Source organism: Nocardia albiluteola, from assembly GCF_018860155.1.
In the GTDB taxonomy this organism is placed as follows: Bacteria; Actinomycetota; Actinomycetes; order Mycobacteriales; family Mycobacteriaceae; genus Nocardia; species Nocardia albiluteola.
In genome coordinates this window covers 1-14,077 of the sequence record NZ_JAHKNI010000017.1, presented here as the reverse complement: position 1 = coordinate 14,077, position 14,077 = coordinate 1, and the positions used below count along the sequence as shown (strand labels likewise).

Annotated in this window: 16 protein-coding genes; 9 read left to right on the top strand and 7 right to left on the bottom strand. The window is 66.1% G+C overall.

Going from position 1 to position 14,077, the window contains the following annotated elements; all coding sequences use genetic code 11:
* Positions 1-20 precede the first annotated feature (20 nt).
* Positions 21-1,031 (bottom strand): hypothetical protein, encoded by a 1,011-nt coding sequence (locus tag KO481_RS35740; RefSeq protein WP_215922952.1) that lies wholly within the window; start codon positions 1,029-1,031, stop codon positions 21-23.
* 121 nt (positions 1,032-1,152) lie between these two features.
* Here KO481_RS35740 and KO481_RS35735 point away from each other — a divergent pair, with 121 nt between their 5' ends.
* The 4 genes from KO481_RS35735 (at position 1,153) to KO481_RS35720 (ending at position 3,685) form a co-directional block, all read left to right on the top strand.
* Entirely contained in the window at positions 1,153-1,452 is a 300-nt protein-coding gene (locus KO481_RS35735; protein ID WP_215922951.1) for a PadR family transcriptional regulator, read from the top strand.
* Positions 1,449-2,237 (top strand): hypothetical protein, encoded by a 789-nt coding sequence (locus KO481_RS35730; RefSeq protein ID WP_215922950.1) that lies wholly within the window; start codon positions 1,449-1,451, stop codon positions 2,235-2,237. The genes KO481_RS35735 and KO481_RS35730 overlap by 4 nt, the downstream gene beginning before the upstream one ends.
* Before the next feature lie 237 nt (positions 2,238-2,474).
* The gene (locus KO481_RS35725) at positions 2,475-3,077 is read left to right on the top strand and encodes a DUF402 domain-containing protein (protein WP_245402014.1); all 603 of its coding nucleotides are present in this window, start codon (positions 2,475-2,477) and stop codon (positions 3,075-3,077) included.
* Between the two features lie 80 nt (positions 3,078-3,157).
* Positions 3,158-3,685: a ribonuclease FAU-1 family protein gene (locus tag KO481_RS35720; protein ID WP_215922949.1), complete on the top strand. Its 528-nt coding sequence runs from the start codon at positions 3,158-3,160 to the stop codon at positions 3,683-3,685.
* A 7-nt stretch (positions 3,686-3,692) separates the two neighbouring features.
* Here the strand turns inward: KO481_RS35720 and coaE are convergent, their stop codons facing one another.
* A complete protein-coding gene (gene coaE / locus KO481_RS35715) occupies positions 3,693-4,880 on the bottom strand; it encodes a dephospho-CoA kinase (protein WP_215922948.1) in 1,188 nt (395 codons plus the stop codon).
* 163 nt (positions 4,881-5,043) lie between these two features.
* Between coaE and KO481_RS44940 the strand changes: the two genes are divergently transcribed.
* Complete coding sequence (locus KO481_RS44940) at positions 5,044-5,415, top strand: hypothetical protein (protein WP_372452171.1); 372 nt, start codon at positions 5,044-5,046, stop codon at positions 5,413-5,415.
* An 18-nt stretch (positions 5,416-5,433) separates the two neighbouring features.
* Here KO481_RS44940 and KO481_RS35705 read toward each other — a convergent pair whose 3' ends face one another.
* From KO481_RS35705 to KO481_RS35685, 5 genes are all read right to left on the bottom strand, one after another.
* Positions 5,434-6,963, bottom strand: a complete 1,530-nt coding sequence (locus tag KO481_RS35705; protein ID WP_215922947.1) for an alkaline phosphatase family protein — start codon at positions 6,961-6,963, stop codon at positions 5,434-5,436.
* 155 nt (positions 6,964-7,118) lie between these two features.
* Positions 7,119-8,051 carry an SMP-30/gluconolactonase/LRE family protein gene (locus tag KO481_RS35700; protein WP_215922946.1) on the bottom strand — a complete coding sequence of 311 codons (933 nt, stop codon included), beginning with the start codon at positions 8,049-8,051 and terminating at the stop codon, positions 7,119-7,121.
* A gap of 261 nt (positions 8,052-8,312) precedes the next feature.
* Positions 8,313-8,768, bottom strand: a complete 456-nt coding sequence (locus tag KO481_RS35695) for an MmyB family transcriptional regulator (protein WP_215922945.1) — start codon at positions 8,766-8,768, stop codon at positions 8,313-8,315.
* A gap of 154 nt (positions 8,769-8,922) precedes the next feature.
* Entirely contained in the window at positions 8,923-9,576 is a 654-nt protein-coding gene (locus KO481_RS35690; protein WP_215922944.1) for a GDSL-type esterase/lipase family protein, read from the bottom strand.
* Positions 9,577-9,591: 15 nt separating this feature from the next.
* Positions 9,592-10,950 (bottom strand): helix-turn-helix domain-containing protein, encoded by a 1,359-nt coding sequence (locus KO481_RS35685; RefSeq protein ID WP_215922943.1) that lies wholly within the window; start codon positions 10,948-10,950, stop codon positions 9,592-9,594.
* A 142-nt stretch (positions 10,951-11,092) separates the two neighbouring features.
* Between KO481_RS35685 and KO481_RS35680 the strand changes: the two genes are divergently transcribed.
* From KO481_RS35680 to KO481_RS35665, 4 genes are read left to right on the top strand one after another with little or no spacing between them, the layout of a single operon-like run.
* Complete coding sequence (locus tag KO481_RS35680; RefSeq protein ID WP_245402013.1) at positions 11,093-12,262, top strand: radical SAM protein; 1,170 nt, start codon at positions 11,093-11,095, stop codon at positions 12,260-12,262.
* Entirely contained in the window at positions 12,259-12,882 is a 624-nt protein-coding gene (locus KO481_RS35675; RefSeq protein WP_215922942.1) for a 3'-5' exonuclease, read from the top strand. Before KO481_RS35680 ends, KO481_RS35675 begins: the two co-directional genes overlap by 4 nt.
* Complete coding sequence (locus KO481_RS35670) at positions 12,879-13,541, top strand: AAA family ATPase (protein WP_215922941.1); 663 nt, start codon at positions 12,879-12,881, stop codon at positions 13,539-13,541. The genes KO481_RS35675 and KO481_RS35670 overlap by 4 nt, the downstream gene beginning before the upstream one ends.
* A complete protein-coding gene (locus KO481_RS35665) occupies positions 13,526-13,852 on the top strand; it encodes a hypothetical protein (protein ID WP_215922940.1) in 327 nt (108 codons plus the stop codon). The genes KO481_RS35670 and KO481_RS35665 overlap by 16 nt, the downstream gene beginning before the upstream one ends.
* The last annotated feature ends 225 nt before the right edge of the window (positions 13,853-14,077 follow it).

Genomic DNA, 14,077 nt, shown 5'->3' with positions numbered 1-14,077 from the left:
CACCGCCCCGACCGGGCCGGTCACCGTTCCGGAGCCGGAGGCCGGCGGCGAACGAGGGCGGCGGCGAACGCCACGGCCGCCGCCAAGGCGGCACCCGCGAGTATCAGCACCAGCAAGTGGGCTACGGAAACGTCGTGGTCGTGACCGATGACGTGGAGGATCCCGGCGCGTACGGCAACCGTCGCGGGGAGACCCAATGCTCCGCATGCGCCCGCCGCCCGGAGCGCCCGGCGGACGCGCCCGGTCGCCCGGGGACGAGCCACCACGACGAGGTACCCGTTGCACATGACCGCGGCCGCGAAGAATCCCCCGGCGGCCACGACCACCGCGAACACGAACAACAGTGGATCGGTCCAACCCTCGCCGACGGCTTGCGTGAGCGCCAGTGCCAGTGCGGATGTCACCGCCGCGAGCGCGGTGACAGCAATGAAGTGGCGGCGGACGAATGCGATCATCGGCGCGCATCGATGGGCCCAGTTCTCCGGATCGCGGCCGGTCACGAGCGTCACCAGCGGCACCAGATCGTCGAGCCAATCACCGCGGCGAATGTGCGCGGAAGGCAAACGCCCCAATGCATTGCGCTGCACCGCCGCATTTGTCACCGCACCCGCCGTGAGCAGCGCGAGCGCGCCCACGAGCAACGGCGTGGTCGGCGCGCTCCACGTGCGCAGGCCGGCTCGAACCACGACGGCGATCCAATCGGCGATCATGGTCGCCGTCACCAGCAGCGTTGAGGCCGCCGCGGCACGAAGCAGCTGCACGGTGCGATACCTCGGCTGCGGTTCCCCGCTGCGCCGCAACACCATTCGAGCCACCACCAGGCAGGCCAGGGCCGGGACCAGGAATTCGGTGAAGGACACCACCACGTCGTAGGGGTCGTTCTGCCACGGGCTGGCGGCGCGAACGGTCTTCACCTGCGTGGTGATCCACGCAAATGCCACGAAGCCTGCCGCCACCACCAGCGACCATCGCAGCGCCGACCCGATCTTCCGCTCGAGGTCCAGGTCAGTGCCCGGCACCGACTCCGCCATAACAACCACCACTTTCGTATTCGCTCATCGGACACGTCTAGTACGCAGAGCGTAGTACGTAGCGCGTATTACGTCACATGTACTAGTGTGCGAGATCATCGGCAGTCCAGGAGGTTCGGCGATGCTCGCCAACGATGCCCAGTTGCTGGTCCTGTGCGCGCTCGCCGCAGGACCGCTGCACGGCTATGCCATCAATGCCGCCATCGAACAGTCCACCGGTCAGCGGCTCGGTCCGGGAAGTCTGTACGGAGCGCTGACCCGGCTGGAGGCGAAGGGGTTGATCGAGGCCGCCGACGGTTCCGGGCGGCAGCGCCCGGTCCGCCTGACCGACCAGGGGCAGGAGCTGCTGGAAAGCGAGTTGCGTTCGATGGCCCGATTCGCGTCGAACGGACTGCGGCGGCTCGGGGTGAATCCGGCATGAGCGTCGTCGAACGGGCACTGATTCGGCTGTATCCGAGGCCGTGCCGTGAGCGCTGGGGAGATGAACTGCACGAGACCGTTCGTGCCACCGGTTTCCGTTCCTGGCCGAACGTCGCGAAGGGGGCGCTCGACATGTGGCTGCATCCGACACTCTGGCCCACCCGCCACGGCGGTCAGCGCCGCGCCCGTGCCGCGGCCATGGCGATCGCGGTCGCGGGCGACGGCTGGTTCGTCGCGAACCTCACCACCGAGGACGGGGGTTCCCGCTTCCCGCCCATCCTGCACGGCTGCGGACTGGCATTGGCGGTGGGGCTGCTGCTGGTCGCCCCGCGCCCCAGAGGGAGTCGCCGCGCCCTCGGCGTCCTGATCCGGCGTTGCGTGCTCGGCCTCGCGCTGCCCGCCGTGCTCATCGCGGGGGTGGTGCTCCTGGTTCACACCGGAACAGTTTCCGCCGCTTCGCCACCGGCGCTACGGCTTGCGACGCTCGGAATCTGGTGGGGCGCATGGCTGTTGGCAGCGGCGAACGGCTGCCGGATGCTCGCGAATCTCGGACCGGACATCGCCGTCGCTCCGGGCCGGCGACGCTCGATCGCCGGGACGGCCGTGCTGACGGCCACCGGCGTGGTCACCGCGGCGGTGCTGCTCGCCTTCGCCGTCACCGACACCGCATTCGATGTGGTTGCCGCGGCATCGGGCGTGCTGCTGTTCGCGCTGGGCATCACCCTCTCCGGAACGGTTCACGAACTACCCTCGCTCACCGACGATGAAGACGCGACGCGCGCCTGACGCCACCCACACGCCCGGGTGATCACACCATCCACCCCCCTCTCATCTCGGGGCAATATCAATTGCACATGACCGGATCGCTCCGATTGTGTCCGAATTGTCCGGTGCCGCAAGCTGGTTCACGCTCGGTGGCGAATTCGTCACGACGCGCCGCATGTGTGTTTATGCACACGCGCGGCAGGCTATCCAGGTGTACTGTCAACCCGGTTTCCCAGGCAGTTTCAGAAGGGCAGTGCAATGAACGGACTCCAACCATTGCGCACTGCGGCACGCACCCTGCTCGGCAGTGCGCAGCCGCACAGCACCACGCCGCGAGCCGCCGAGGCGCCCGCGCGAGTTCCGCACCGTCCGTCGACCGAATATTTCGACATCGCGGATTGCACCAAGACCGATGCCCGTGGCTTCGTCCACTCGGTGGAGCGCTATCACGCCGAGCCGTGGGGGCTCTATCTGATGCGCTCGGCCGATGCCCCGCCCGAGCGTTTCACCGAGACCTGGCTCCTGCCCGAACCTGCGGTGCGAATCACGATGAGCCACGTCAACACCGCGCACGACCGGGACCCGGTGTATCACGTCCACGTCGGCGAGTACTCGAAAATCGAGCCGAAGCGATGGCGCGCGATCTGCCACTACATCGACATCGTCTGCCGCAACGGCCACGCCCCGGAGCTGCACGGTGTGGACGACCTGTTTGCCGCCCACGATGCGGGATATGTCGACGCCACCGAGGCCCAGCGCATCATCGAGCGAGCCAACACCGTGGTCTCCGGCATCGCCGCACACGGTTATCACGTCGAGCGCTGGCTGGGGTCGCGCGGCATCACCCTCACCTGGTTGTGACGCCGTGGTTGGCCCGGGGGTTGCTCACCGTGGCGCAAACACACTGACCGCCGACGCAAACACCGGTAGATTATGCAGGCATGACGCAGGCACCGGCTGTTCATCTGCATCGGCCGAAGGTCGAGTACTTCGATATCGGTGAGCTCACCAACACCGATCCGAAGGGATTCGTGCGGACCGTCGAGCGCTATCACGTCGAGCCGTGGGGGCTGTACATGGCCCGCACGGCCGACCATACCGAGTTCCGCTACCTGGAGTCCTGGTTCCTGCCGTCGGTGTCGTTGCGCGCCACGGTCTTTCACTACACCCCGGCACACAACCGGGACCAGGACTACTACATCGACGTCGGCGATTTCGCCGAGGTGTCGCCGGGCCGCTGGCGCTCGATCGACCACTACCTGGACCTGACCGTGCGCACCGGCCGCGACGTCGAGCTGCTGGACGTGGACGAACTACTGGCCGCCCATGCCGCCGGCTACCTCACCCTTGCCGAGGCGCAGCACGCGATCGAGGTCGCCACCACCGCCATCGACGGCATCGCCGCGCACGGGCACAACTTCGAGCGCTGGATCACCGAGGCCCACGGCATCACGCTGACCTGGATGTAGCGCGGCGCTACTCCGCCCGCTCGGCCCAGGCCAGTACCCGCGGATAGACCTCGTCGAACCACGGGGTCTTGACTGCGAGGTACGCCTCGATCGCCGCCTCGCCGCTCGCGGCCGCCGCGCTGATCTCCGCCTTGCGCTTGATCGTCAGATACTCCTCGCGCGCCGCGGGCTCCGCGCGCAGCCAGTCGCGGAACGCCAGCGCGAACACCTGCCCCGGCCAGCCGTCGACCCGCACGTGGATGTTGGCCGGACGACCCGGATCGGCGTTGACATGGATGCGCTTGGCCCACATCGCCGGATCGGTGCCCGGCTTCGGATCGTCGGCCAGATAGGGGGCGCGCGGAAACCCAGCGTCCTGCAACGGTTCCCGCAGCGCATCGGCGGCCGCCAGGTCGGCGACCGTGACCTGGATGTCGATGACATCCTTGGCAGGCAGGCCGGGTACCGCGGTCGAGCCGATGTGATCGATGCGGCGGGCCGCGGCCCCGCAGGCGACCGCGAGCCGCCCGATCAGCCGCTGCGCCTGCGCCGGCCAGGCCGGATCCGGCGCGACCAGACGCACCTCGCCGCGCGGGCTGCGGGTCCGGGTCCGCAGATTGCGCTCGAATGGCACCAGCCGCTCCTCCCACAACCGGTGCACCTGCGGCTCCAGCTCGTCGGGGGTTCCGCTGTTGTCCAGCAGCACATCCGCCGCCGCGCGCCGCTGCTCGTCGGTGGCCTGCGCCGCGATGCGCGCCAGTGCGTCCTCGCGCGCGATGCCGCGGAATTCCCCGAGCCGCCGCACCCTGGTCTCGACGTCGGCCATGACCACCAGTACCAGGCTCATCACCGGGCCCAGCCCGTTCTCGACGAGCAGTGGAATATCCTGCACGACAATCGCATCCGCAGGCCCCGCCGCGATCAACTCGGCCTGGCGCCTGCCGACCAGCGGATGGGTGATGGAATTCAGGGTGGCGCGGGCCTCATCACTGGAGAAGGCGACCGCCGCCAGCGCGGGGCGGTCCAGGCTGCCGTCGGCGGCGAGAATGCCGCGCCCGAATGCCTCCGCCAGCGCGGCCAGCCCCTCGGTGCCGGGCGCCACCACCTCGCGGGCGATGGCATCGCTGTCGATCAGGACCGCGCCCCGCTGGACGAGCATCCGCGCGACCGTCGACTTGCCGGCGCCCATGCCGCCTGTGAGACCGATTCGCAACATCCGTTCAGTCTCGCATCCGTCCCGCCGACGTGCCGGGCTCACCCCGCCGGACCGACCGGCCGAGCTCATCCCCATGGTCCGGTGGGCGTCAGCGCCGGACAACTCCGCCGATTACCCAGTTCCCCACCGCATTTCACGGCATATCGGGCACATTTCCCATTCCGTGACAACGCCGATACCGATTCGATACTTTTTTCCGGACATTGCCAACCTGGAGCCCGATTCTTCCGGACACGCCGGGACACAAGTCGATCAAAATCAACTGCCGCACACTTTTGTTCCGCTAATGTTCGCCGCAGACCAGCAAAGCAAAGGAACACCATTGGGCATCCGTAACATCCGGACGGGGCGCCACCGACTGGGTACGCCGGGCGGGGTGCACTGCCTCGAAAACCCCGCCGTCGCCACCGCATTGGCGCAATATCGCCGGACCTGGATCATCGCTCTGATCAATCCGGCCCGTCACAGCTGGGCATCCATACGCCGGCGCACCGCCCTGGCCGCGGTTCCCTGGGTGCCCGCGACCGCGGTCTGATACGTCCGCCCGGACCCGCTACACCAATCCGCTGGGCCGGCGCCGGGTACCCCGCGGCTGGGTCGGCATCGAATTCGGCGGCACCGGATAGGGAATGCCTTTGTCCGCCGTGCCGAGCGCCATATTCGGGCCGCACTGCGCGGTTGCGGCGGCGGTCTTGGAATTGGGATCGGTGATTCGCGGCGGCACCGCATCCGGCTTGGACGCGAAATCGAAGGCCGAGGTCATATCGCCGGTGACACTGCGCCGCCAGGCGGTCAGATTCGGCACCTCGACACCGAAACGCCGTTCCAGCAAACGCAATTGCGAGGTGTGGTCGAAGGTCTCCGAGGCCAGCAGCCCGCCCCGCGAATACGGCGAGACGACGAAACACGGGACGCGATAACCCAATCCGATGGGTCCGGCGACCCCCTTGGCCGCGGGCACGCGCTTCAGATCGACGGACAGGAACTCCCCCGGCGTGCCCGGCGGCGCCGTCGGCGGGGTCACATGGTCGAAGAATCCGCCGTTCTCGTCGTAGCTGACGATCAGCGCCGTCTTCTCCCAGACACGCGGATTCGAGGTGAGAATATCCAGTACCTGCATGATGCCGACGGCCCCGAAGGCGGGGGGCAGCGCCGGATGTTCGCAATTGAGCAGCGGCGGGATCACCCACGACACCGAGGGCAGCCGGTTGGCGGCCACGTCCGCGGCGAAATCCGCGGGGAAGACCGGATCCTTGCCGCGCCGGGCCAATTCGGAGTTCGGATCCGCGGCCTGCTTGAAACATCCCAGCATGCCGTCCAGGAACACCGAGGAGATCGGGCCGGCGTCGCGGTTGTTGTACATCTTCCAGCTGACCCCGGCCGCGGACAGATTCTCCGGCATGGTGCGCCAGCTGTAGGCGTTCTGCGGCAGTGTCGTCGGCGTCTCCACCAGCGGGCCACCGGCGACGCCCTCCGGATCGATGTGGGCCGACATCCAGTAGAGCCGATTCGGATCGGTCGGGCCCAGCACCGAGCAGTGGTAGTGATCGCAGAGGGTGAAGGCGTCCGCGAGATCGTGATGGACCGGAATGTCCTCGCGGGTGTAGTAACCCATCGCCGCGGGGCCGTTTCCGGCGCCGACGCTGGCGATCGACATCGGCATCCACTGATCGTTGCGCCCGCCGTTCCAGGCCTGGTGCATGCCGGGCCAGGTGTGATCCGGATCGTTGATGCACTCCCCGTCCAGGCTCGCGCCACGGGTGGTGTCGAGCCGGAACGGCACGATGTGTCCGTTCGGGGTGGGGCCGACGCCGGGTGCGTAGCCGCGCTGCTGCCAGGCCGCCGACTTGTCGCCGAATCCCCGCACCCCGGGCATCGTCCCGAAATAGTGGTCGAACGAGCGGTTCTCCTGCATCAGCAAAACGAAGTGCTCGATGTCCCCCAGCCCGCCCATGCCGGCGGGATCGGCGGCGTACGCCCGCTCGATGATCGGATTCGCCAGCGCGGCCATGGCGGCCACCCCGCCGGCGGTCATCGCCTTCGCGAGGAAGTCACGCCGATTGATGCCGTCGAAGAGTCCCATGCCGCAGAGCCAGCCTTCCGCATGATGTGAAACAGGTCAATTTCAAGCCCGAGGCGAGGCTACCGAGCAATCAGCCGAACGACCACCGGGTGGGGGCAAATCACAGACATACCTTAATGACCATGAATGGACCGATCGCCGAGGCGCGGGTCTCCTCAGCCGTCGAGCTGGACGCGCAGCACGTCGCCGCGGCCGGTGGCGACCATCAGATCGCCGCGGGAATCCGTGGTCACCGCCGCCATCGGGCCCGCGGTGAGCAGGGTGCAGGTGCCGCGGCCTCCGGGGGCCACACGGACCAGATGACCGGAAGTGGTTGCGACATAAAGGAATCCGCCGGGGCCGACGGCGAGGTCGTCGGCCAGGCCCAGGCCGGCGACCGGGTAGCTCCGGGAGGGAGCGGCGATCGGAATCCGCAGGATTCGCCCCTGTCCGGTCAGGTAGACCGTCGTGTAGACCGAATCACCGTCCACCGCAAGGCCGTTCACTCCGAAAACCTTGGTCTGCGCGGTCCAGGCCGTGTCGATGGTAGCGTCGCGGCGAACACGGACGACGCCGGATCCCGTATCGGCCACATACAAATTGCCCGCGGCGTCGAACGCGGCGCCGTTGGCCATGGTGAGTCCTCGCACGAAGGTCTCGGGCCGTGGCGCGGCGGCGGTGGGGTCGAACCGGACGACGCCGCTGTCGTGAACGCCCGGCAGCAGATTCGTCGAATTGTCACCGTAGACCACGTAGAGCAGTCGATCGGGACCGAGACGGATCGCGCCCGGCGAGGGCACGGTGACCGTCGCGGTGATGCGGCCCGCCCGGTCGTACCGTTGCACCTCGTTCCGGTACAGCCGCGATACCCACAGGTTGCCCTGCGCGTCGTAGCCGAGATTCTCGGCCCAGTCGACATAGGGGATGCCCGCGGCGACGACGGTGGTCGCGGTGGCACGCGGGCAGGACACGGGTTGCGACCACGCGATCGCGGGCCCCGCGACACCGGCGGCCGCGAGGGTGAGAAAGGTGGCGCACGACAGGGCGATCCGGCGACGACGAATCCGGCGACGGGGCTGTACGGGCGCGGTCGGCCGCATATCCGGCACGAGTCCTCCTGCTTCACGAGGGTATTGCTGCAAGAGCGGCTCGCAGCGGGCTCAGGAAATAGTAGGCACGGTGGCCGTCCGCGCGCCTGGGTGTGATGCCCCCAGGCACACGGTCACCACGACCGGCTACCGTCGGCCAATCGGGCCAGCGCGGCCGCACTGGGACTGTCCGGCTCGGACCGATAGACCATCAGCCGCTGGCCCACGGCCCCGCGCGCGTCGAAAATAGGAACGCCACAGCTCGGCGAATTCGCCACTGGCTTAGGTGAGTTCGCCGATCACGTGCCGTATCCGGGAATCGTCCGGATACAGCGCGCCGGCCTGCCGCAGGCCCGCCACCATCGCCCGGCACGTCCAGGTCCAGTCCACGCAGAAGCGGCGGGCGACCGGTTCCAGGAAGGTCATCCGCGCCAGATTGTCGATTCGCGGGAACGGCGAGAAGAACGCCTCGGCCATCCCGTTGACGGCCAGCATGTCGAAGGCCGGATTCAACACGAAAGCCGGTGCGGCCGAATAACTCTCCAGCAGTTGCCGCAGGGTGGCGCCGACCGTCTCGTGCGAGGACACGCGCGCAGGCGGTGCAATACCGGCCAGCTGGTACAGATGGCCGTGCAGCGCCTCGTTCAGCAGCAGCACCCGGCTCAGCGCCTCGAGTATCTGTGCGGAGGGGCGCCGCTCGAGCCCCTGCTCCAGGTGCGTGTAGTAGTCGGTGTTCATTCCGATCGGCATATAGTTAGTTCGCTGACCTGGGGAAATGCGGCAACCGTCGGATTTGGGGTAACGGCCCCCATCGGCGCATGCGCCCGGTCGGACTCTCGGCCAGGGCAGAGGCGAGCGCCCTAAACGTCGACGGCGGCGCTGGGAGCCGAGGCTAACTGTTTCGATGGATTTCTTGGGCGATCAGCTTGGAAAGCGGTTCGTGGGAGTCACGGCTCAGGTGTGTTCCATCATGTCCTGGGCACGCTGCGGTAGCTGCGTCTACGAACAGCGCATTACGTTTGTCGGCGACACGGCGTATTGCCGCGCCGAGTTCGCGTGACTTGCCTACGGAGTGAGCATCGTATTCCGAACTGTTCGCGGCAAATCCGGGCTTGGTGGCATCGAGATGGATGGGGCTGACCAAGAGGGTGGTAGGCACTCCACCCGTGCGGGTCCAAGCTGTGCGCTCGATGTTGTCGATGTAACCGTCCAACGCGGTGGCGATGTCCTCTGGTCCTCGATTGAACCTTATTTTGAGATCGTTTGTCCCCAGCATGATTACCACCATGTCTAGCGGCGAGTGGCTACGTAGGCAGGGTTGAAAGTAGGTTCGGCCATTGCGATCATTTCGCTCCGGGTCGTCCAAATCAGTGGTGCGGCCTCCGAGACCTTCCTCGATAACTGAATACCCGTTTCCCAATAGCTCTTGTAGCCGACCGGTCCAGCGCACATCAGCGGGCCACCGGCCACGCCCTTCCGAGCGTTGGCCGAAAGTATTGGAATCACCAAAACATAAGACGGTAAACGCGGAGGGGTTGACGATCATCGTATTCCTCACGGGTTAGACGGATATGCCGAGTTGTTCCGCCACTCCGACAATTCCATCTAGTCGTTGCGCGCCTCGACGGGTCAGCAGTTCATTGGTCAGCGTATGGGCCAGGGGGATGCAACCGACGAATTCTGGAGCCATCGAGCATGCCCGACGAAGAGTTATCACCGCTTCCGCGTTATCTCGGTTATGGACTTGGGCGTGCGCGACATTGATCAATCTGCGGCTGCGTAACACAGGTGGAATCCCTGAGGTGGCCCCACTGGCAGCAGCAAGTTTGAGAGCTTCTCGCGGCTGGTCCGCCGCCATCTCATTGACGACACCGAAGCTTGCAGCTGAGGTGCGATCGAACATGTTGGACGCCTCAGGCCTGCTGATGTAGTCATCTTCTAGTTGCGTCTCGGCCGATTCGCATAAACGTAGGTATCGTCGCGCCTGTCGGTAGTCTCCTGTGCGAGATGCCGCGAATGCTGCGTAGCAAAGAAGTTCGCCCCAAATGGAGATATGGCGTGGTGTGGCAGTAGACAGCCGTGGCTCGATTTCGGTAGCGGCATGTTCGGCGTACGCTGTCGCATCGTCGTACATGCCGTTTTTCGCCAATAGCCAGGACTGTGATCCTTTGATCGCGGCCCAGGTCAGTTCGTCTCCGCTTTCTGCCGCTAGTACATCTGCACGGAGAAGCGCCAAGGCCGCCAAGTCTTTTTGGTCCACATAGCCGAGAAGGTTCGATGAGGCGTGCAAGAGTTGAGCGAGCGAAATATTGATCCGACGTCGCGGCTCGCCCGTGGTCGCCTCAGCGGCGTTGTAAGCGCTTGCTAGGACTGTGGGAAGCGTCCGTTCCATTTCGCTAAAACGAGCCGAAAAGAACAGATCCCATGTGCGCACTACCTCGGCCGCGAGCTCCGACTGCGTACCTGGCGAAGTATCTGGGATGCATCCCATAAGTACCCGCCGCAAATGAAAAATACTGCCATCGTGCGGGTCGCTGCTCGAGTTGTCGAAGTTGAAGGGGCTGAACACATTTGCAGTGAGCGACGCTCCGGTTTCGACCGCCGTGCCGGGTGCATTCGTGCGACCACGCCGTCTCGTTTGCTGGTCGTTCTTGCCTTGGGCACGAAGGGCGATCAGCGCGCCGTTGGCGCTGAGAGCGGCGTCGAGCACCGCTACGAGCTCTTGTGAGGGAAGGGTGGCGTCTTCCCACTCGGTCATCGAGACGTACTGGCGTGAGTATCCGACCCGGGCCGCGAGTGCGCGCTGACTGAGGCCCGCATCGATTCGCAATCGTTTGATTTCGCGCGCCAGTTCGTCGGCAACTGTCTCTGGTTGCCGTCCTGGCTGGCTGGTTGGGTCGGTCGTTAGCCCCCTGTTCATGGGTCCATTCTGGCCTACCGCCCGGGGGTGGCAAGTGGGGTTTCGGTCGACTTGCCACCTTTCTTGCCGGTCGGGTGCGGCGTTTTGCTCGATGTGGGCACGGCGAATCTGGCGGCCCGAATCGAGTGGGAGGCGCAGGCCAATGGCAACGACGACGACCCGTCATGGTGTTCCGCTGCTGGATACCGCACAACGAGCCGGGATGCGGCCCGAACTGCTGGACGTGATCGAGTACCGCAAGTCCGGGCTCAGCGTGAACTGGATTGTGGGGTGCCCGCTGGACTGCGGGTACTGCGTGCGGCATCTGTTCGACAACTTCGAGATGAAGGTTCCGCGCGCGTTGATGGACGACGAGCAGGCCGCCGACCTGTTGACCGAGCATCGGTATTTCCGGCCGCACGTCACACCGATTCAACTGCTGAACCGGGCAACTGATCCGATGCTGCCCAGGGTCAAACAGCACACCTTCAACATGCTCAAACTGCTGGACGCGCGCGGATTGACCAACCACGTTCTCGTGATCACCCGATGGCGGATCGAGCCCGAGGACTGTACGGTTCTGAACTCGATCACGAACCTGAAAGTCACTGTACTGGTGACACATTCGGGCATCGACGACCCGAGTATCGAGCCGGTGGACTCGGGGATCGCGGCGCGGTCGCTAGTGACGGCGTTCGAACACGCGGACCGATATCGGGTGGTGTTGTACTGGCGGCCGATCGTGCCGGGGCTCAACGATTCGGATGCGCACCTTGCCCGCGCGCTCGAGCTGAGCCAGCACGCACACGCGACGGTCTTCACCGGCTTGTTCTTCAAGGATCAGATTCGCGACTACTACCGCGCGCACCGGCTGCCCGAACCGTACGCGGACGGTGCCCGCCGCAAGGTGTTCCCCGAGGTGTTGGAGCGGCGCATTCTGGATGCGGCCGATGTCGGCCGTCCGGGTTCGCCGTTGTTCCGCAAGACCAGTTGCGCGGTCGCCTACGCGCACGGTCTCGCGGACTACAACGGTCACTTCGGTATCCGGGAACTGTGCGATATCTGCCCGGCCGCTCAACTGCGGCGGTGCGCGCGATCGTGGCAGCGGCCCGAGCCCCGGCATGTCGCCGAGCAGGCGGCCGAGCTGGGCGGCACCCTCGTAGAGGTCAACGACCGCGCCGCGGTCGTGGCCGGGCTGGACGAGCAACCCCGCTACTCCCTCCAGCACGGTCACGGCTACCAGGTCCACGACATCGATAAGCCCCACCACCCTCGCCGCCACGGCCGCGCCGATCTCGGCTGGCCCACCACCAGGGAGAACAAGCCATCATGACCAACCCGCTCGAGTTCCCGAAAACCCTGCACGACCGGCAGTTGGCCGTGGTCGATGTGGAGGGCAACGGGCAGAACCCGCCCGAGATCATCGAAATCGCGGTCCTGCCGGTCGACGGTCCGACAACCCCGGATGCGTTGCGGTCGTGGCTGATTCACCCGCAACAGCCCGTGACACCGATCGTCACGCGCAAGGTGCACGGGATCACCAACGCCGACCTCGCCGACTGCCCGCCCTGGCCCGGGGTTGCCGAGGAAATCGACGAAGCGCTGTGCGGGCGAGTGCTGGTCGCCCACAACGCGACCGTGGAGCGGAAGGTACTCACCGCCCATCTGCCGGACTGGAATCCGCCGCTGATCCTGGACACGCTGAAGCTCGCGAAAAAGGTGTGGCGGGGCCTGGATTCGTACGCGCTGGACAAGCTCATCGAACGCGGCCAACTCGACACCAGCGCGATTGCCGGGCAGGGCCACCACCGTGCCGGGTACGACACCTGGGCGGCCTGGCAACTGTTGTGCGCGTTGATCACCGATGGCGAGCTGGACTGGCCGGGCCTGATCACTGCCGCCGGTCTGCCCGAATTCGTGCCCAAATCCGAACCCGAAGGAGGCTTGTGGTGAACACCTTCGATCAGCCGGTCACTATCGCAGTGGTCGGCACCCATTCCACCGGTAAGAGCACCTTTCTGGCCCGGCTGGCTCACGAGCTGCGCCGGTCGGGCCTGTCAGTCTCCACGGTCGCGGACCTGGGGGAACAGGCACAACGGATGGGCATGCCGATCCTGTGGAACCACACGTGGACCTCCACCCTGTGGATCATGACCAGAGGTATCAGCAACGAACTCGAGGCATGGCTGCACGGTGATGTCGTGCTGGTTGACCGCGCGGTCCCGGACGCGTTGGGCTACTACCGGGCCGCGCTCGAGTATCGCGGCGAGTCCCCCGATCCGGACGGATGGGCATATCTGGAAACCCTCGCCCGTACGCACAGCGATCGTTACAACCTGATCTTCCGAACCCAGCTCGACCCGGATATCCCGTTGGGCACCAACAAGACCCGCGATGGTAATCAAAGGTTCCGGACACTGGCCGACCGGCACGTCGGGGCGGTACTGAGTGAATTGGCGCTGCCGTGGCTGCCCCTGGCCGCCGACGGGCACGACACCGCGCTGAGCCTGGCCGCCGACTTCGTGGCCGAACACCTGGGCGACGAGGCGATGCCCGGCCCGGCCAGCGCCGACCCCTGTCCCGCTGGGAAGCGACGTTGTCGCCCGCACTGATCCGGACCGTTCGCGCGCTCGCGTTGACCCGGGGTCCGATTTCGGCTCGCAGTCTGGCGGGCAGCTACCGGACCGGGCCGACGATCGCCGCGCTGAGCTGGCTGATCACCAAGGGGTTCGTGGAGTCCGGGACCTCGCACGTGTCCGGCAGGCACCAGCGGCCCGAGCCGGTGTACTGGCTCACCACCGAGGGCACCCAACTTCACCGGCAACTACGTGCCGCCGAAACCCGTGGCCAGCAACGGGACACCCCGTCGAGGAAGTCCACGCAGGTAGACTGGGTCAGCAGTGGCTTTGTTCGTCATCTATGACGGCAGTTGTTCACGAATCTCGACGGCACCGCCAATCGGCAGAAGGCATTATTCGCGAACACCGACAGCACCTGGCGGTTCCGGCGAACACCCGCCCAGCGGCATAGAAAGACGTTTAGTGCGTCGGTTTCCGGGACGTGGGGAACGTCCTCCTGATGCGCTTGTCGGGCTTGGTGTCCCATCGCAAGAGCAGGAGGACGTTCCATGAGTAACGGTAGTGGTGTG

Bases quoted from the DNA above. Each gene is read 5' to 3' on its own strand.
- KO481_RS35735 (WP_215922951.1), top strand. From the start codon at position 1,153: ATGCTCGCCAACGATGCCCAGTTGCTGGTCCTGTGCGCGCTCGCCGCA.
- KO481_RS35730 (WP_215922950.1), top strand. From the start codon at position 1,449: ATGAGCGTCGTCGAACGGGCACTGATTCGGCTGTATCCGAGGCCGTGC.
- KO481_RS35705 (WP_215922947.1), bottom strand. From the start codon at position 6,963: ATGGGACTCTTCGACGGCATCAATCGGCGTGACTTCCTCGCGAAGGCG.
- KO481_RS35720 (WP_215922949.1), top strand. From the start codon at position 3,158: ATGACGCAGGCACCGGCTGTTCATCTGCATCGGCCGAAGGTCGAGTAC.
- KO481_RS35675 (WP_215922942.1), top strand. From the start codon at position 12,259: ATGACCAACCCGCTCGAGTTCCCGAAAACCCTGCACGACCGGCAGTTG.
- KO481_RS35680 (WP_245402013.1), top strand. From the start codon at position 11,093: ATGGCAACGACGACGACCCGTCATGGTGTTCCGCTGCTGGATACCGCA.
- KO481_RS35685 (WP_215922943.1), bottom strand. From the start codon at position 10,950: ATGAACAGGGGGCTAACGACCGACCCAACCAGCCAGCCAGGACGGCAA.
- coaE (WP_215922948.1), bottom strand. From the start codon at position 4,880: ATGTTGCGAATCGGTCTCACAGGCGGCATGGGCGCCGGCAAGTCGACG.
- KO481_RS35725 (WP_245402014.1), top strand. From the start codon at position 2,475: ATGAACGGACTCCAACCATTGCGCACTGCGGCACGCACCCTGCTCGGC.
- KO481_RS35690 (WP_215922944.1), bottom strand. From the start codon at position 9,576: ATGATCGTCAACCCCTCCGCGTTTACCGTCTTATGTTTTGGTGATTCC.
- KO481_RS35740 (WP_215922952.1), bottom strand. From the start codon at position 1,031: ATGGCGGAGTCGGTGCCGGGCACTGACCTGGACCTCGAGCGGAAGATC.
- KO481_RS35695 (WP_215922945.1), bottom strand. From the start codon at position 8,768: ATGAACACCGACTACTACACGCACCTGGAGCAGGGGCTCGAGCGGCGC.